Annotated in this window: 15 protein-coding genes; 6 read left to right on the top strand and 9 right to left on the bottom strand. The window is 69.2% G+C overall.

What is annotated here, in order from left to right:
* Positions 1–164 precede the first annotated feature (164 nt).
* The 3 genes from OG787_RS15835 to OG787_RS15825 all read right to left on the bottom strand — a co-directional run bounded on the left by OG787_RS15835 (position 165) and on the right by OG787_RS15825 (position 4,320).
* On the bottom strand, positions 165–857 hold the full coding sequence (locus OG787_RS15835) for a DUF402 domain-containing protein (RefSeq protein ID WP_405535535.1): 693 nt from the start codon (positions 855–857) through the stop codon (positions 165–167).
* A 73-nt stretch (positions 858–930) separates the two neighbouring features.
* Positions 931–2,325: a class II fumarate hydratase gene (locus OG787_RS15830; RefSeq protein ID WP_369035078.1), complete on the bottom strand. Its 1,395-nt coding sequence runs from the start codon at positions 2,323–2,325 to the stop codon at positions 931–933.
* Positions 2,326–2,652: 327 nt separating this feature from the next.
* On the bottom strand, positions 2,653–4,320 hold the full coding sequence (locus OG787_RS15825; protein WP_369037900.1) for a fumarate hydratase: 1,668 nt from the start codon (positions 4,318–4,320) through the stop codon (positions 2,653–2,655).
* Positions 4,321–4,512: 192 nt separating this feature from the next.
* On the opposite strand from OG787_RS15825, the gene OG787_RS15820 reads away from it, so the two are divergent.
* Together OG787_RS15820 and OG787_RS15815 are read left to right on the top strand one after the other, a co-directional pair.
* Positions 4,513–5,208, top strand: a complete 696-nt coding sequence (locus tag OG787_RS15820; protein ID WP_369037901.1) for a DUF1707 domain-containing protein — start codon at positions 4,513–4,515, stop codon at positions 5,206–5,208.
* Between the two features lie 296 nt (positions 5,209–5,504).
* A complete protein-coding gene (locus OG787_RS15815) occupies positions 5,505–5,876 on the top strand; it encodes a WhiB family transcriptional regulator (protein WP_405535534.1) in 372 nt (123 codons plus the stop codon).
* Positions 5,877–6,091: 215 nt separating this feature from the next.
* Here the strand turns inward: OG787_RS15815 and glpX are convergent, their stop codons facing one another.
* On the bottom strand, positions 6,092–7,126 hold the full coding sequence (glpX, locus tag OG787_RS15810) for a class II fructose-bisphosphatase (RefSeq protein ID WP_369037902.1): 1,035 nt from the start codon (positions 7,124–7,126) through the stop codon (positions 6,092–6,094).
* Positions 7,127–7,253: 127 nt separating this feature from the next.
* On the opposite strand from glpX, the gene OG787_RS15805 reads away from it, so the two are divergent.
* Positions 7,254–7,793, top strand: coding sequence for a DUF4245 domain-containing protein (locus tag OG787_RS15805; RefSeq protein ID WP_369037903.1), 540 nt, complete (start codon positions 7,254–7,256; stop codon positions 7,791–7,793).
* 36 nt (positions 7,794–7,829) lie between these two features.
* Here OG787_RS15805 and OG787_RS15800 read toward each other — a convergent pair whose 3' ends face one another.
* Positions 7,830–8,093 carry an exodeoxyribonuclease VII small subunit gene (locus OG787_RS15800; RefSeq protein WP_369037904.1) on the bottom strand — a complete coding sequence of 88 codons (264 nt, stop codon included), beginning with the start codon at positions 8,091–8,093 and terminating at the stop codon, positions 7,830–7,832.
* Between the two features lie 9 nt (positions 8,094–8,102).
* Positions 8,103–9,329, bottom strand: coding sequence for an exodeoxyribonuclease VII large subunit (gene xseA / locus OG787_RS15795; RefSeq protein WP_369037905.1), 1,227 nt, complete (start codon positions 9,327–9,329; stop codon positions 8,103–8,105).
* 238 nt (positions 9,330–9,567) lie between these two features.
* On the opposite strand from xseA, the gene OG787_RS15790 reads away from it, so the two are divergent.
* Together OG787_RS15790 and ppgK are read left to right on the top strand one after the other, a co-directional pair.
* Entirely contained in the window at positions 9,568–10,614 is a 1,047-nt protein-coding gene (locus tag OG787_RS15790) for a 4-hydroxy-3-methylbut-2-enyl diphosphate reductase (protein ID WP_405535533.1), read from the top strand.
* Between the two features lie 29 nt (positions 10,615–10,643).
* Complete coding sequence (ppgK, locus tag OG787_RS15785) at positions 10,644–11,390, top strand: polyphosphate--glucose phosphotransferase (protein WP_369036652.1); 747 nt, start codon at positions 10,644–10,646, stop codon at positions 11,388–11,390.
* A gap of 73 nt (positions 11,391–11,463) precedes the next feature.
* On the opposite strand, the gene OG787_RS15780 is transcribed toward ppgK, so the two are convergent.
* Positions 11,464–11,859, bottom strand: coding sequence for a DUF6542 domain-containing protein (locus tag OG787_RS15780; RefSeq protein WP_405535532.1), 396 nt, complete (start codon positions 11,857–11,859; stop codon positions 11,464–11,466).
* Positions 11,860–12,137: 278 nt separating this feature from the next.
* On the opposite strand from OG787_RS15780, the gene ychF reads away from it, so the two are divergent.
* A complete protein-coding gene (ychF, locus tag OG787_RS15775; RefSeq protein WP_369036654.1) occupies positions 12,138–13,226 on the top strand; it encodes a redox-regulated ATPase YchF in 1,089 nt (362 codons plus the stop codon).
* A 200-nt stretch (positions 13,227–13,426) separates the two neighbouring features.
* Here the strand turns inward: ychF and OG787_RS15770 are convergent, their stop codons facing one another.
* Entirely contained in the window at positions 13,427–14,389 is a 963-nt protein-coding gene (locus OG787_RS15770) for an SCO0930 family lipoprotein (RefSeq protein ID WP_369036660.1), read from the bottom strand.
* Between the two features lie 320 nt (positions 14,390–14,709).
* On the bottom strand, positions 14,710–16,350 hold the full coding sequence (locus OG787_RS15765; protein ID WP_405535531.1) for a hypothetical protein: 1,641 nt from the start codon (positions 16,348–16,350) through the stop codon (positions 14,710–14,712).
* Positions 16,351–16,419 lie beyond the last annotated feature (69 nt).

The following is a 16,419-nucleotide window of genomic DNA, read 5'->3' as shown; positions in this document are numbered from 1 at the left end:
GGGCCCTGGTCGGCCCGGACCGGTGTTGCCCTCGTACCCCTCGCTCACGTCCTGCCGCCCCTCGGTGACGTATGGTCAAGCCCAGCGCACGTTCCGGGAGTTACGGTTGTGCGCCCTTGCGGAGGACGATCCTACGGTTGCGCACCGGGGGCGCATCAAGGGTCTCATGACGACATGTGCGCGGGCGTACGGTCCCAGTCCTCCGGCAGTGACGGTACAGCCCAGGACGGATCCGGTCGCCAGTGCTGCCAGCCATCCGCGAACGGCGCCCCCCACGCGCGGATGACCTCGACCGCCGATCGCCCCGCTTCCCTTACCCGTTCGGCGAGTTGGGCGTCCATCAGTCCGGCCTCCTGGGCCTGCGCGAACTCGTCCTCGTCACGCCACTCCCAAGTCCGGTCGGGACTCACGGTGATGTCGAGGAAGTGATCCTCGGAATCGACCCCGCCGACCCAACGGACCAGCGGTTCCTCCAGGTTCACGTACCAGTTCTTGAACTGCCAGCCCGGTTCCCAGAACAGCCACACCGACCAGGGCTCACCGGGCCGCGCGAGCTTCAGCACCCCGGTCCCGAACCACCGATCCCTCTGCACGGTACGGGGTTTGGTGTACCGCGACTCCAGCGGTTCCACGTGGACGGGCGTACCGTCGGCGAGCACGGGCTTGACGCATTCGGTGCCGGGCGCCATCCACACGGCAAGGACGTCGGGATCATCCCGCACGACGGTGACGGGACGCACGATGTGGAAGCGGTCGCCGGAGTTCTCACGGTACCGCCACAGAATCTGACTGCCGGGGGACCAGTACGCCGCCGATCCGCCCGCTTCCACTCGTCTCACCGCTCCGTCGTCTGTCATGGAGAGATATTAGGTGCCCCGGGCACGTGACGCTGCGGTGCGCGTCACCGTTCTCGCCACTGGCCGAATGACGTTACGGGCGCGTCATCCGCAGGACATCCAGGGCCGTGTCGAGCTGCTCGACGGTGAGATCACCGCGCTCCACGTACCCGCCCTCCAGGACGACTTGGCGAATCGTCTTCTGCTCGGCGAGCGACTTCTTGGCCACCTTGGCGGCTTCCTCGTACCCGATGTACTTGTTGAGCGGCGTGACCACGGAGGGCGAGGACTCGGCGTACTCCCGGGCCCGCTCGCGATGGGCGACGATCCCGTCGACGGTCCGATCGGCAAGCAGCCGCGAGGCGTTGGCGAGGAGCCGAACGGACTCCAGCACGTTCTTGGCAATGACAGGCAGCATGACGTTGAGCTCGAAGTTCCCGGCGGAACCGGCGGTGGTGACGGTGAGGTCGTTGCCGATGACCTGCGCGGACACCATGAGCACGGCCTCGGGAATGACGGGGTTGACCTTGCCGGGCATGATGGAGGAGCCGGGCTGAAGATCAGGAAGGCTGATCTCGGCAAGCCCGGTCCGAGGCCCCGAGGCCATCCACCGAAGATCGTTGGCGATCTTGGTGAGCCCCACGGCAATGGTCTTGAGCTGCCCGCTGATCTCGACGATCCCGTCCCGGGCCCCCTGCGCCTCGAAGTGATCGCGGGCCTCGGTGAGGGGCAGCCCGGTGGCGCGGGCCACCTCCTCGATGACGGCGGCGGAGAACCCGGGAGGCGTGTTGATCCCGGTCCCGACAGCGGTACCGCCGAGGGGCAGCTCGGCGAGCCGGGGCAGGGAGGCCCGCAGCCGCTCGACGCCGTACCGCACCTGAGCGGCGTACCCCCCGAACTCCTGTCCGAGCGTCACGGGCGTGGCGTCCATGAGATGCGTACGCCCCGACTTCACGACGTCGGCGAACTCCTCGGACTTGCGGCTGAGGGAGTCGGCGAGGTGGTCGAGGGCGGGGATCAGATCACGGGTGACGGCGGCGGTGGCGGCGATGTGGATGGAGGACGGAAACACGTCGTTGGAGGACTGCGACGCGTTGACATGATCATTGGGGTGTACGTCTTTCCCCAACCGCTCACTCGCAAGGGTGGCGATGACCTCGTTGGCGTTCATGTTGGACGAGGTCCCGGACCCCGTCTGGAACACGTCGACGGGAAAGTGCGCGTCCCACTCACCGGCGGCGACCTCCCCGGCGGCCTCCTGGATCGCCCCGGCGATGTCCTTGTCGACGACCCCGAGATCGGCGTTGACCTTGGCGGCGGCGCCCTTGATGTGGGCGAGGGCCTCGATGTGCGCACGCTCGATGCGCTGCCCGGAGATGGGGAAGTTCTCGACGGCGCGTTGGGTCTGGGCCCGCCATTTGGCATGTGCGGGGACACGCACCTCGCCCATGGAGTCGTGCTCGGTGCGGTACTGGCCAGCGGTTGTCATTCGTCGTACCTCCGGAAGGGACAGCGCGGGGTCGGAGGGACGTATTCCCTCGCCCCCGCCGCCCTTACCCGTTCCCATCCCTCGGGGGCTGCCGCCCCCGAACCCCCGCTACGGCCCTGAAGGGGCCTTGTCCTCAAACGCCGGACGGGCTGAGTCAGTCAGCCCGTCCGGCGTTTGAGGACAAGCGCGTTCAGCGCGACCCTCCCACCCGCGCCCGCCACTTCAGCCCGTCCGGCGTTTGAGGACGAGGCCGTTCAGGCCGAAAGGGGGGTCTGGGGGCGCAGCCCCCAGGGATGGGACGGGTAGGGGCGGCGGGGGCGACAACCACTACGCCAACCCCGGCCCCCGCACCGGAATGCTCGTGAACGTAGGCGCCGGGGCCGGGTCCTTGAAGAAGTCGTTGCCCTTGTCGTCGACCACGATGAACGCCGGGAAGTCCTCGACCTCGATCTTCCACACCGCCTCCATGCCGAGTTCCTCGTACTCGACGACCTCGACCTTCTTGATGCAGTCCTGGGCGAGGCGCGCGGCCGGGCCGCCGATCGAGCCGAGGTAGAAGCCGCCGTGCGCGTCGCACGCGTTCGTGACCTGCGCCGACCGGTTCCCCTTCGCCAGCATCACCTTGGAGCCGCCCGCCGCCTGGAACTGCTCGACGTAGGAGTCCATACGGCCGGCCGTCGTCGGACCGAATGAGCCGGACGCGTACCCCTCGGGGGTCTTGGCCGGACCCGCGTAGTACACCGGGTGATCCTTCAGGTACTGCGGCATCTCCTCACCCGCGTCAAGACGTTCCTTGATCTTGGCGTGCGCGATGTCACGGGCCACGACCAGCGGCCCCGACAGCGAAAGCCGCGTCTTCACCGGGTACTTGGTCAGCTCGGCGAGGATGTCGTCCATCGGCTGGTTCAGGTCGATGCGGACGACGTCGGCGGACTCGTCGAGGTGCTCGTCGGTCGTCTCCGGCAGGAAACGCGCCGGGTCCGTCTCCAACTGCTCAAGGAAGACCCCCTCGGCGGTGATCTTCGCGACGGCCTGCCGGTCGGCCGAGCAGGACACGGCGATGGCGACGGGGCAGGACGCGCCGTGGCGGGGGAGGCGCACCACCCGTACGTCATGGCAGAAGTACTTGCCGCCGAACTGCGCACCGATGCCGATCTTCTGCGTCAGCTCGAAGACCTTCTCCTCCAGCTCCTTGTCCCGGAAGCCGTGCCCGAGCGGCGACCCCTCGGCCGGGATCTCGTCCAGGTAGTGCGCGGAGGCGTACTTGGCGGTCTTGAGCGCGTACTCGGCACTCGTACCGCCGACCACGATCGCCAGGTGGTACGGCGGACAGGCCGCCGTGCCCAGCGACCGGATCTTCTCCTCCAGGAACTTCATCATGGAGCCCTCGTTGAGGACGGCCTTCGTCTCCTGGTAGAGGAACGACTTGTTGGCCGAGCCGCCGCCCTTCGCCATGAACAGGAACTTGTACGCGCCCCCGTCCGTCGCGTACAGCTCGATCTGGGCCGGCAGGTTGGACCCGGTGTTCTTCTCCTCCCACATGGTGAGCGGAGCCATCTGCGAGTAGCGCAGGTTCAGGTTGAGGTAGGCGTCGTAGATGCCACGGCTGAGCGCCGCCTCGTCGCCGCCCTCGGTGAGCACGTTCTGCCCGCGTTTGCCCATGACGATCGCCGTACCGGTGTCCTGGCACATGGGCAGCACACCGGCCGCCGCGATGTTGGCGTTCTTCAGCAGGTCCAGCGCCACGAACTTGTCGTTGTTCGAGGCCTCGGGGTCGTCGATGATCCGCCGCAGCTGTGCCAGGTGGGCAGGCCGCAGATAGTGCTGGATGTCGTGGATGGCCTCGGCGGCGAGCTTGCGCAGCGCCTCCGGCTCGACCTTGAGGAACGTGCGCCCGTCGGCCTCGAAGGTGGAGACACCCTCGGAGGTCACCAGCCGGTACGGGGTGGTGTCCTCTCCCATGGGGAGCAGATCGGTGTACGCGAACTCAGGCATCTCGCCCATTCCTCACTCGACGAAGACAGCGGCCTGCCTTCATTGGCGGGCGCCCACCAGCGTATGACCTGCCGGGAGCGCGGAGCTTGTTAGGTAGGACTCAGTTGAGAAGGGGCAGGCTCGGACGAGGCGGCGAGTTCCGTTCATCCACACCCCTAGTCGCGATCTATCGCGTTTGGGTACGCTGCTTTCGTGGACCTTCAGAAGCACACCGAACCGCGCGTCACCGAACTCCGCGCCTCGGACGCCGACCGTGACCGCGTCGCCGACCTGCTGCGCGAGGCGCTGGCCGAGGGCCGCCTCACGCCCGACGAGCACGCCGAGCGCGTCGAGGGCGTGCTCAGCGCCAAGACGGTCGGCGAACTGGAGGTCTTCGTCCGGGACCTGCCCGCCGGTCACCAGTCCTACCGCCCCCACGCGACCCGGGGATACACCCCCGCGCCCAACCGCCCCACCCCGGGCGCGATCCCGATGGACCCCGACGAGAACGTGGTGGCGGTCTTCAGCAGCGCCGTCCGCAAGGGCCGCTGGCGCGCGGGCCGCCGTATGCACGCGTACGCGGTCTTCGGCAGCGTCGAGATCGACCTCAGTGAGGCGATATTCGAGTACCAGCAGGTCGTGATCAAGGCGATCTCGGTCTTCGGCAACGTCGAGATCCGCGTCCCGGAGAACGTCTCGTTGCGCGGCACCGGCGGCGGTGTGCTGGGCAACTTCGAGGTGAGCACGCTGGATTCGGGCGAACCCGACGCACCCGTGGTCTATGTGGACGGACTGGCCATACTCGGCAATGTCGAGGCGAAGCCCAAGCGGGGCAGGATGATCGAGGACATCCTCGACCGTGTCTCCCGCAAGGTCGACCGGAGTTTGCGCAAACACCTGGACCGTTGACGGTTGTGAATTCGGTCGCACCCGAAGAGATCCTGAAGCGATTCGGTCAGGTCACGTCGCCTCGACAATGCCCTGGAACCTCAGCGGTTGGGAACTCAGTGCATAGGCGCGCGCACAGCGGGTAGGGCTTGCTGCATCGTCTCTTGGAGGGTGCCGTGGGCTTCACGCGGAACCCGGTACGCCCGGCACGCGCGCGCCTTGCGATCGCACGCCCCGGACGCCCCGGACCCGTCGCCCCGGTCCACGTGGGCCCCACGGCTCCCTCCAGCTCGCGAAGCCGTCGTCAGGAGTAGACCGTGCTGCAACCGCCGCATTCGTCCCTGCAGGTCGCTGCCGTTCCGCCCCAGCGGGTGCCAGTGCGAGAGAGGGACCAGGACGCCCCGTGGCACACCGAGGCGGTGTGCCGGCGCGACGAGGCCGGTCTCTTCTTCGCCCCCTCCAAGGAACCGACCGCGGCCAGGCTCTCCCGGGAGGAGGCGGCCAAGCGGGTCTGCGGAGGCTGTCCCGTCATGGTCGAGTGCCGCGAACACGCCCTGCTGCAACCCGAGCCGTACGGAGTCTGGGGCGGCCTCACCGCCGCCGAACGCCGAGTCGTCCTCGCCAGGCGCCGCCGCCGCGGAATGGAACTCAAGAAGACCGCCCGCGGCACGATAGCCGCGGCCGGCTGACCCGGCTGGTCATGGCAGAGGGCGCCCCCTCCGCACAGGGGACGCCCTCTACTTTCGTGTGTTCGGTACGAGGATCAGGCGGAGCATGCCGACAGGCGCTGGCCGGGGCGCCCCTCAGGGGTGCGGGGAACTGCGCGACCAGCCCCCACAGCGACCCACAACCTGAAGCCCCCGAACCGAACCGAACCGAACCAAACCGACGGAACTGCACGGACCTACTTGGCCCGGTCGAAGTCGATCGCGCTGTAAGCCCTCAGCTTGCTGAGCCTGTGCTCGGACGAAATCTGCCGAACCGTCCCCGACTTCGACCGCATCACGATCGACTCGGTCGTAGCCGTCTCCGACCGATAACGAACCCCGCGGAGCAGTTCCCCATCGGTGATCCCGGTAGCGACGAAGAACACGTTCTCCCCGGACACCAGGTCGTCGGTCAACAGCACACGATCGAGATCGTGCCCCGCGTCCACCGCCCGCTGCCGCTCATCCTCGTCCTTCGGCCACAACTTGCCCTGGATGGTGCCCCCGAGGCACTTCACGGCACAGGCCGAGATGATGCCCTCGGGCGTGCCACCGATACCGAGCAGCAGATCGACGCCGGTGCCCTCGCGCAGCGCGAGGATCGACCCGGCGACATCGCCGTCGGAGATCAGCTTCATCCGCGCGCCGGTCTCCCGGATCTCCTTGATGATGCCCTCGTGACGCGGCCGGTCGAGGATGACGACGGTGACGTCCTCCGGCGTGACCCGCTTGGCCTTGGCGACCCGGCGGATGTTCACGGAGACGGGCGCGTTGATGTCGACGAAGTCGGCGGCGTCGGGCCCGGTGACCAGCTTGTCCATGTAGAAGACGGCGGACGGGTCGAACATCGAGCCACGGTCGGCGGCCGCGAGAACCGCGATGGCGTTCGTCATGCCCTTGGCGGTGAGGGTCGTACCGTCGATCGGGTCGACGGCGATGTCGCACTCGGGCCCGGTCCCGTCGCCGACGCGCTCCCCGTTGAAGAGCATGGGCGCCTCGTCCTTCTCGCCCTCACCGATGACGACGACGCCGTTCATCGAGACGGTCGAGACGAGGGTCCGCATGGCGCGGACAGCGGCACCATCGGCACCGTTCTTGTCACCGCGGCCGACCCAGCGGCCCGCCGCCATCGCGGCGGCCTCGGTCACCCGGACGAGTTCCAGGGCCAGGTTGCGGTCGGGAGCTTCGGAGGGCACTTCGAGTTCGGACGGCAGATGATGATGCTCGGTCATCGAGACGCACCTTTCTGATACGACGACGGCCGGATGAGGGTGTTGGCCCCGACTCTATCGTTAGGCAGACAAAATGAGCAGGGGGCCCCACGGATGAGCGGGCAGGTGCACCTGCGACGATAGGGGCGTGGCAGGCTCGAACAGCGCGACCGGCAGGACCGGCAAGCAGAAGACGGCCCGGGACATGATCTTGTCCCTGGGCCTCATCAGTCTCGCGGCGGGAGTGATCTACCTCTTCATCCCGCACGACGACTCCGCTCCCGACCTCAAAAGGGTCGACTACCGCGTCGAGTTGCTGACCGCTCGCCGCGCCGCGAGCTATCCGGTGGCCGCGCCCCAGGGCCTGTCGGCCGACTGGAAGGCGACCTCGGTGCGCTTCTCGGGCGAGAACTTCGACGCGTGGCACCTCGGCTTCCATGACTCCGAGGGTGAATACGTGGCGGTGGAGCAGTCCGCTCAGAAGCCGTCCGTCTTCATCGACGAGAAGACCCAGAGCGCCCAGGAGACGAAGGTCACCCAGCGCATAGGGGACGCGACGTGGACGCGGTACGAGGGCGACAAGTACGACGCGCTGGTGCTGCGCGAGAAGGGCTCCACGACGGTGGTGACGGGCACGGCACCGTTCGACCGCCTGACGAAGATGGCTCAGGCGCTGAAGACGACGTAGGCGAACGCGGGCGAGGCGGGCCGGCCGCCGGAGAGGTCACTCGCCCCCGGAGCCGGGCCGGCCCTCGCCGTCGGACTCTTCCTCCCCATCGGACCGTTCCTCGGCCAGGGCCGCGTTGAGCCGCTTGCGCGCGCCCTCCAGCCACTGCCGGCAGACCTTGGCCAGCTCCTCGCCGCGCTCCCAGAGGGCGAGGGACTCCTCCAGCGTCGTACCGCCGGTCTCCAGCCGCCGTACGACGTCGATCAGTTCGTCCCGCGCCTGCTCATAGCCGAGCGCCTCACTCACGTTGCTGCTGGTCATGCGCCCACCCTAAACATCGACACCATCGACAACATCGGCTCGGACAGTGAACTCGCCCTCGGCGACCCGCGCCCGCAGCACCTCGCCGGCCGCGACGTCACCCGGATCCCGGACCACGTGCCCGTCGGCCTGCTGAAGCACCGCGTACCCGCGCCGCAGGGTCGCGGCGGGGGAGAGGCCCACCACGCGCGCGTGGGTGTGGGACACCTCGGAGTCGGCGCGGTCGAGAAGGTGGCCGAGAGTCCGCCGTGACCGTTCGACGAGGGCGGCGACGTGGTCGGCCCGCTCGTCGATCATCCGATGCGGATCCTCTATGACGGGCCGCGCGAGGGCGTGCGCGAGCCCGCGCTCCTCCCGGTCCACGAAGGCGTGCACGGACCGCCGGGCCCGGTCGAGCAGCAGCCGCACGCGCTCGTACTCCTCGCCCACGTCCGGTACGACCTTCTTGGCGGCGTCGGTGGGGGTGGAGGCCCGCAGGTCCGCGACGTAGTCGAGCAGCGGATGGTCGGGTTCGTGGCCGATGGCGGAGACGACGGGCGTACGACAGGCGGCGACCGCCCGGACGAGCTGCTCGTCGGAGAAGGGCAGCAGATCCTCGACGCTCCCCCCACCCCGTGCCACGACGATCACGTCGACGTCATCGAGATCGTCCAGCTCCTTCACGGCCTGGACGACCTGCGAAACGGCGTGCACACCTTGCACGGCGACGTTGCGCACCTCGAACCGGACGGCGGGCCACCGGCGACGGGCGTTCTCGAGAACGTCCCGCTCGGCGGCGGAGGCGCGTCCGCAGACGAGCCCGATGAGCTGGGGCAGAAAGGGCAGCGGCTTCTTCCGCTCGGCGGCGAACAGCCCCTCGTTGCCGAGGGCCTTCTTCAACTGCTCCAGCCGGGCGAGCAGTTCCCCGATCCCGACAGGCCGTATCTCGGTGGCCCGCAGCGACAACTGCCCCCGGGGCGCGTACCACTCGGGCTTGGCGAGCACGATGACGCGGGCTCCCTCGCTCACCACATCGGCGACGGAGTCGAAGACCTGCCGATAACAGGTGACGGCCACGGAGATGTCGTGAGAGGGATCACGCAACGTCAGAAACACGACACCGGCACCCGGCCGCCGCGACAACTGGGTGATCTGCCCCTCGACCCACACGGCACCGAGCCGATCGATCCACCCCCCGATGAGCCGCGACACCTCACCGACAGGCAGCGGAGCGTCAGCGGACGTATTGAGAGCCATGAGCCGAGACTATCGGCGCCCACTGACATCTCTCGCCCCCGCCGCCCCTACCCGTTCCCATCCCTGGGGGCTGCGCCCCCAGACCCCCTTTGTCCTCAAACGCCGGACGGGCTGGGTATTCAGCCCCTCCGGCGTTTGAGGAGCGGGGGTTCGGGGGCGGAGCCCCCGAGGATGGGACGGGTAGGGGCGGCGGGGGCGAAAACCACACAATCGCCACCCCACCCACCGCGCACGTACGATGGTGAACATGACCGCTTCGCCTGGCCGCCGTGTCCTGCTCGCCGCCCCCCGAGGCTACTGCGCGGGCGTGGACCGCGCCGTGATCGCCGTCGAGAAGGCCCTCGAACAGTACGGGGCCCCCATCTACGTCCGGCACGAGATCGTGCACAACAAGTACGTCGTACAGACCCTCGAAAAGAAGGGCGCGATCTTCGTCGAGCGGACCGCGGAGGTCCCCGAGGGATCGATCGTCATGTTCTCCGCGCACGGCGTCGCCCCCGTCGTCCACGACGAGGCCGCCGCAGGCAAGCTCGCGACCATCGACGCGACCTGCCCCCTCGTCACCAAGGTCCACAAGGAAGCCGTCCGCTTCGCCAAGGAGGACTACGACATCCTCCTGATCGGTCACGAGGGCCACGAGGAGGTCATCGGCACCTCGGGCGAGGCCCCGGACCACATCACCCTCGTGGACGGCCCGAAGGACGTCTCGAAGGTCGAGGTCCGCGACCCGTCGAGGGTCGTCTGGCTGTCCCAGACCACCCTCTCCGTGGACGAGACGATGGAGACCGTCGACGCCCTCAAGGAGAAGTTCCCGCAGCTGATCTCCCCGCCCAGCGACGACATCTGCTACGCCACGCAGAACCGCCAGCTCGCCGTGAAGCAGATGGGCGAGGAGGCGGAGCTGGTGATCGTCGTCGGCTCCAAGAACTCCTCGAACTCGGTCCGCCTGGTCGAGGTCGCGAAGCTCGCCGGCTCCCGCGAGGCGTACCTCGTGGACTTCGCCGACGAGATCGACGAGGCCTGGCTGGACGGCGTGTCGACGGTCGGCGTCACCTCGGGCGCGTCGGTCCCCGAGATCCTGGTGGAGCAGGTCCTGGAGTACCTGTCGCAGCGCGGCTTCGAGGACGTGGAGCTGGTCAAGGCGGCGGAGGAGTCCATCACCTTCTCGCTCCCGAAGGAACTCCGCCGCGACCTGCGTGCGGAGGCGGCGGAACTGGTGGCGCAGCGCACGGGCTCCGCCCCTGCCACCCCCGGCACCCCCGTTACGCCCCCCTCGGGCGAGTGACTGTCAGTCGTACGCCGTAACGTAGAGCCATGCACATCTTTGGCGTGGACATCGGCGGGTCAGGGATCAAGGGCGCCCCTGTGGACCTGGACAGGGGCGACCTTGCGGAGGAGCGCTTCAAGGTGCTGACCCCGCACCCGGCCACGCCCGACGCGGTGGCGGACGGCGTGAAGGAGGTCGTCGGCCACTTCGGCTGGACGGGCCCGGTCGGGATCACCTTCCCGGGCGTCGTCACGGGCGGCTCGACGATCCGTACGGCGGCGAACGTCGACAAGAACTGGATCGACACGGACGCGCGCGCGTTGCTGAGCGACCGCCTGGGCGGCCTCCCGGTGACGGTGCTGAACGACGCGGACGCCGCGGGTGTCGCCGAGATGCAGTTCGGCGCGGGCCGCGACCGCAGAGGCACCGTCATCCTCCTGACCTTCGGTACGGGCATCGGCAGCGCCCTCTTCTGCGAGGGCGTCCTGGTCCCGAACACGGAACTGGGCCACCTGGAACTGCACGGCCACGACGCGGAGACCCGCGCGTCCACCAAGGCCAAGGACGACAACGAACTGACGTGGGAGCACTGGGCCCACCGCGTGCAGAAGTATCTGGCGCACGTGGAGATGCTGTTCTCCCCGGACCTGTTCATCATCGGTGGCGGGGTCAGCCGCAAGTCCGCCAAGTTCCTGCCGCTGATCGAGGGCATCAAGGCGGAGATCGTTCCGGCGGAGCTCCAGAACAACGCGGGGATCGTGGGCGCGGCGATGCGGGCGGCCAAGGAGGCGTAGGAGGCGGAAGGGGGCGGTCGGCCGGGACCGACCAGGGCCTCGCGGTCCCTGTCGGCCGGGAGCGGCCAAGGGCCTACGCGGTCCTGCCGGCTCGCCCCCGCCCCGCCCGCCGGTTCATCAGGCGCACCTTCCGCACGGTCACGATGACGCCTGCGACGAGCGTCCCCCCGTACAGCCACCCGGCCTGGGTGGCGAGTGCGGTGACGATGCCCATCAGGCGGCCGAAGACCCCGTCGCCGTCGGCCAAGGGCAGCAGGCCCACGGTGAAGGCGATGGGTACGACGACGGGCGCGGTCACCAGGTCCGCGCCCCGCACCCAGGCCGCGGTCAGCACGCACACCGGCAGGAACAGCACGCCGTACGCCGTCAGGGACGCCCCGAACAGCAGCTGGTCGAGACAGCCGAGCACGACCATCAGCGCCGCGCAGAACAGCCCGCCGCCGAGCCCGGTGAGCCGGGGGTTCGGCATCCGCCGCAGGGCCTGCACGACCGGGGGAGCGGGCCGCCGGGCGGGGGCCGAGGGGCGCCGGGATCCGGCCGCCGCTTTCCCGGTGCCTCCCCTGGCGCCGCCTACGGGCCGGGCCGGGCCGGAGTGCGGGGGACGGTGTCGGATCCTGTGTTGCTCCACTGGACCAACCTAGGTCGGCCTGTGCGGGGACCGGCCCTTCAGACACGCCGAAGAAACGCCCGTAGACTGAGGGATCGTCTCCACCCTCCTCACCCTCCTCTCGTACGGGAAGTCGCAACGTGTCGCTCACGATCGGAATCGTCGGCCTGCCGAATGTCGGCAAGTCGACCCTGTTCAACGCCCTGACCAAGAACGACGTGCTGGCGGCCAACTACCCGTTCGCCACGATCGAGCCGAACGTCGGCGTGGTCGGTGTCCCCGACCCGCGTCTGACGAAGCTGGCCGAGATCTTCTCCTCGCAGAAGACCCTCCCGGCGACCGTCGACTTCGTCGACATCGCGGGCATCGTGAAGGGCGCGTCGGAGGGCGAGGGGCTGGGCAACAAGTTCCTCGCGAACATCCGTGAGTCGGACGCGATCTGCCAGGTCATCCGCGCCTTCAAGGACGAGAACGTCGTCCATGTCGACGGCAAGGTCTCGCCGAAGGACGACATCGAGACGATCAACACCGAGCTGATCCTCGCCGACCTCCAGACCATCGAGAAGGTCCTGCCGCGCCTCCAGAAGGAGTCGCGCATCAAGAAGGACATCGCGCCCAAGGTCAAGGCGGTCGAGGAGGCCAAGGAGATCCTGGAGAGGGGCGACACCCTGTTCTCCCAGGGCATCGTCCAGGGCTCGGGCAACGAGGAACTCCTCCACGACCTGCACCTCCTCACGACCAAGCCCTTCCTCTACGTCTTCAACGTCGACGAGGACGAACTGACCGACGAGGACTTCAAGAACGAGCAGCGCGCCCTGGTCGCCCCGGCCGAGGCGATCTTCCTCAACGCCAAGCTGGAGCAGGACCTCGCCGAACTGGACGAGGAGGACGCGATGGAACTCCTGGAGTCCGTCGGCGCCGAGGAGCCGGGCCTCACCACCCTCGCCCGCGTCGGCTTCGACACCCTGGGCCTCCAGACCTACCTGACGGCCGGCCCCAAGGAATCCCGCGCCTGGACCATCAAGAAGGGCGCGACGGCCCCCGAGGCCGCGGGAGTCATCCACACGGACTTCCAGAAGGGCTTCATCAAGGCCGAGGTCATCTCCTTCGCCGACCTGGTGGAGACCGGCTCGGTCGCCGAGGCCCGCGCCAAGGGCAAGGCGCGCATGGAGGGCAAGGAGTATGTGATGCAGGACGGGGACGTTGTGGAGTTCAGGTTCAATGTGTGACCAAAGCATTACTGAACGTTAATATGGTGGGTTCGACGTGTGGATTCGGGCCGGGTTCTCTTCGTGAACTCGGCCCTCCGTCGTTCCCGTGCGGGCTCGACGCCGTACGGTCGGCGGGAGTTCCTGGGTCCGTTTCAACCTTTGGCCAGGTGCTGAACCAGCTGCCGCGGCAACGTGGCACAGCCCGGAGCGGCCCGGTGCTATTCGGCGAGGCTGCCGTCCGCTTTCACCGCGAACCAGGTGCCGCCGACGCCCTGGCCGTTGGTGTCGCCCGGGGTCTGGTCACCGGTGAACCAGTAGAGCGGCCAGCAGTCGAGGGCGAGTTGCTCGGTGCCGTCGGAGCGCTTGTAGGTGGAGAGGAGCTTGGAGTCGATGCCCTCGACGGCGCCTGCGTCGACCGGCTTGGCGGGCTTCCACTTCTCCAGGCAGGCGTCGACGCAGTTGGACTTCATCGGCCAGTCGGTGTCCTTGGTGAAGCGGTACAGGGTGCGGCCCTTGCCGTCGCGGACGATCTCGCCGAGCTTGGCGTTGTCGACGGTGGAGAGCGGCGGGAGTTCTTCGGTCTGCCCGGCATCGGCACCGTAGCCCGAGCCGGTGGCCGTGTCGGCGTTGGCCTTGGTGCCGTCGGGGGCTGCCGCGAACCAGGTGCCGCCCACGCCCTGGCCGTTGGTCTGGCGCGGCTGGGTGTCCTTGGCGAAGCGGTACAGCGGCCAGCCGGCGAGGGTGAGCTGTTCGGTACCGTCGGCGCGGGCCACCTTGCCGAGCAGCGCGGCGTCCATGCCGTCCGCGGCCGAGGCGCCGTCGGCCAGGACGGGCGGCCAGGTCGTGGCGCACTCCCCGGCACAGTTGGACTGCGAGGGCTGGGCGGTGTCCTTGTCGAAGCGGTAGAGCGTGAAACCCGCGCTGTCGGTGACGACCGGCCCCAGCTCGGCGCTCTCCCAGATGCTGAGCTTGCCCGCCGCCGCCGGCGCCACGTTCACCACGTCTCCCACACCGGTGCCGGCGCCGACACCCGCGCCCGCCGGTGTGGCCGCCGCCCCGCTCGGGGCCACGCTCACCGCGGCGCCCGCGGGAGCCGCCTCGTCCTGCGACCCCCCGCAGGCCGACGTCAGCATGATCGCCGCCGCCGTGACCGCGATCGAAATGCTCTGCCACTTTCGCATGACTTTTCCTCTTCCGTTTCCGAATCGGGGCGCGTTTCGCCGCGCCCGTGTTTTCGATGAATGGGTGTGAACGAGGTGACTCAATGAGCGGGGCACCGTCCCGGCGGCCGTGGAGGAGGACCAGACAACCGCCGGGACGGAGTTCTTCGCGGACCGGCCGTTATCCGGTCACGGAATTCCTTCCGGGGCTTTCCTCCGGGACTTTTTCCCTCCGCCGCTCTTTTCCGCTGTATCCGTTTGTATCCGCTGCTGCCATCAACACGGCCCCCGCGGGAAGGGGGTTCAGTTCCAGGATGTTTGTTTCGAAGATTTTTTACGGGTCACACGCGGCCGGAGCCGATACCGGCCAGGGCCTGTGTCGGGACCGTCACCCGCAGGCCGAGAACGCCCAGATCCACCGTGCCGTCCGGCTCGGCGTACCAGCGCCAGTGCGCCCCGGGCACATCGCCCACCGTGAGGACGATCCAGCCACCGCCGTCCGGCGTCGCCAGTTCCGCGAGCGCCCGCGCCTCGTCGCCCGTCGAGGGCTGAAGCAGCATGATCAGCCCGGTCGCCTCGCCCGTACGGCCCGCGCCGCGCACCAGGCCGACGCCCAACTCCTCGGCGGCGCTGAGCACTTCGGCCGGGGCCCGGCCCTTGATCTCCGCCACGGAAGGGACCCGGACCAGACCGTGCACGCCCGGCAGCACGGTCGCGTTCGGGTCCACCGCCACCACCACGGTGCCCTGGCGGGGCAGTTCCAGCAGTCCGCGTACGAGCGTCGCCACCGTGTCCTGGGCCACGCCGAGGTCGCCGCGCACGCTCAGCGAACCATTGATCTGGCCGAGGTCGACCATGACCTGGGCGCCGCGGTCGTTGATGCCGACCCGGGCGAGCAGCGGGAGGTCCGGTGCGTCGTCCGGGCTGTCGGTCTCGATGACCGTCGGCAGCCCGGCGCGCTCCCAGCTGGTGGGCGCGACGGCGGTCCACGGCGCCGGTGCCTCGGCCGCGCCGGACACCGAGGCCAGCAGCCTCGCCGGTTCGGCCTGCACGCTGTAGACCCGCACCGGTCCTGACGTGGCCGGCCCGTCGGATCGTACGAGCTCGCGCAGCGCCTGACGCACCATCACCGGGGTGCGGCTGTCCGCCGCCAGCCGCCGGGCCAGGACCCCACGCCTGCGGCGGCGCAGCGCCAGGGCCATGCCGCGGGGCAGCCGGGGACGCAGCACCCGGGCGCCCCGGGCGATTCCGGATCCCGTCCTTCGCGCGGCCCGGCCGAGCGGCCGACGGGCGACGATCATCACGGTCAGCCCGGCGACTCCGGCGACTCCGCCGATGAGCACCGGCAGGGACACCCGGTCGCCGATGGACGCGAAGGGGTTGGCCGACCGGGAGTTGTTCACGGCGGTGGCCGGCGCGGACTGCGCGGGCGAGGGTGCCGCCGACGGGTTCTGTGCCGGGGTGCCGGCCGTGTCTCCCGCCACCGGTTCCTCAGGAAGTACGCCGAACTGGACGTCCGGGCCCTCGGCGTCGGCGGGCAGCAGCAGTGCGAACCCCGGCGTGGTCTGGTCGGGGCTCGCGAAGATCTCGCCGTTGGGCAGGACACGCCCGGTGTTGAGGACCAGGATCTCGTCGAACCGGTTGCCGTCGCCGAGCGTCCTGGCGGCGATGTTGAACAGGATGTCGGGTTCGCCGCCGTTCTCGGCCGGAGTCTTCACGACGTAGAACTTGGTCACTTCATCGGCGACCCGCAGCACGGCGCCGGGCCGTCCGCCGGCGGCCCGTACGGCCGGCAGCGCCGCCGACAGCGTGAGCGGCCGTGCCTGCGACAGCTCGGCCGGCCGTGCCGACGCCGACGGTACCGACAGTCCCGTCGGCGAGAGCGCGTACGCCGTGGCGGGCAGCGCCATCGAGGCGGCCAGCGCGAACCCGCACACCATGGCCAGCCGCGTCGCGTCGCGTCGGCGGCGTGCGTCGGGCATGGCCGGTGACGGCTGTGTCCGGGGCATCGTCCCCGGGTTCGGGGGGGTTGGGGCGTCTCGCATCTTTCT

The organism is Streptomyces sp. NBC_00075, assembly GCF_045041225.1.
In the GTDB taxonomy this organism is placed as follows: domain Bacteria; phylum Actinomycetota; class Actinomycetes; order Streptomycetales; family Streptomycetaceae; genus Streptomyces; species Streptomyces adonidis.
Note: the sequence above shows the minus strand (reverse complement) of the source record. Positions and strands in the feature narration are given on the sequence as shown.

Coding starts and splice junctions, on each gene's coding strand:
- OG787_RS15800 (WP_369037904.1), bottom strand. CDS start 8,093: ATGACCAGCAGCAACGTGAGTGAGGCGCTCGGCTATGAGCAGGCGCGG.
- OG787_RS15765 (WP_405535531.1), bottom strand. CDS start 16,350: ATGCCCGACGCACGCCGCCGACGCGACGCGACGCGGCTGGCCATGGTG.
- OG787_RS15835 (WP_405535535.1), bottom strand. CDS start 857: ATGACAGACGACGGAGCGGTGAGACGAGTGGAAGCGGGCGGATCGGCG.
- glpX (WP_369037902.1), bottom strand. CDS start 7,126: ATGACCGAGCATCATCATCTGCCGTCCGAACTCGAAGTGCCCTCCGAA.
- OG787_RS15780 (WP_405535532.1), bottom strand. CDS start 11,859: ATGCCGAACCCCCGGCTCACCGGGCTCGGCGGCGGGCTGTTCTGCGCG.
- ppgK (WP_369036652.1), top strand. CDS start 10,644: ATGCACATCTTTGGCGTGGACATCGGCGGGTCAGGGATCAAGGGCGCC.
- OG787_RS15825 (WP_369037900.1), bottom strand. CDS start 4,320: ATGCCTGAGTTCGCGTACACCGATCTGCTCCCCATGGGAGAGGACACC.
- OG787_RS15830 (WP_369035078.1), bottom strand. CDS start 2,325: ATGACAACCGCTGGCCAGTACCGCACCGAGCACGACTCCATGGGCGAG.
- OG787_RS15770 (WP_369036660.1), bottom strand. CDS start 14,389: ATGCGAAAGTGGCAGAGCATTTCGATCGCGGTCACGGCGGCGGCGATC.
- OG787_RS15790 (WP_405535533.1), top strand. CDS start 9,568: ATGGTGAACATGACCGCTTCGCCTGGCCGCCGTGTCCTGCTCGCCGCC.
- xseA (WP_369037905.1), bottom strand. CDS start 9,329: ATGGCTCTCAATACGTCCGCTGACGCTCCGCTGCCTGTCGGTGAGGTG.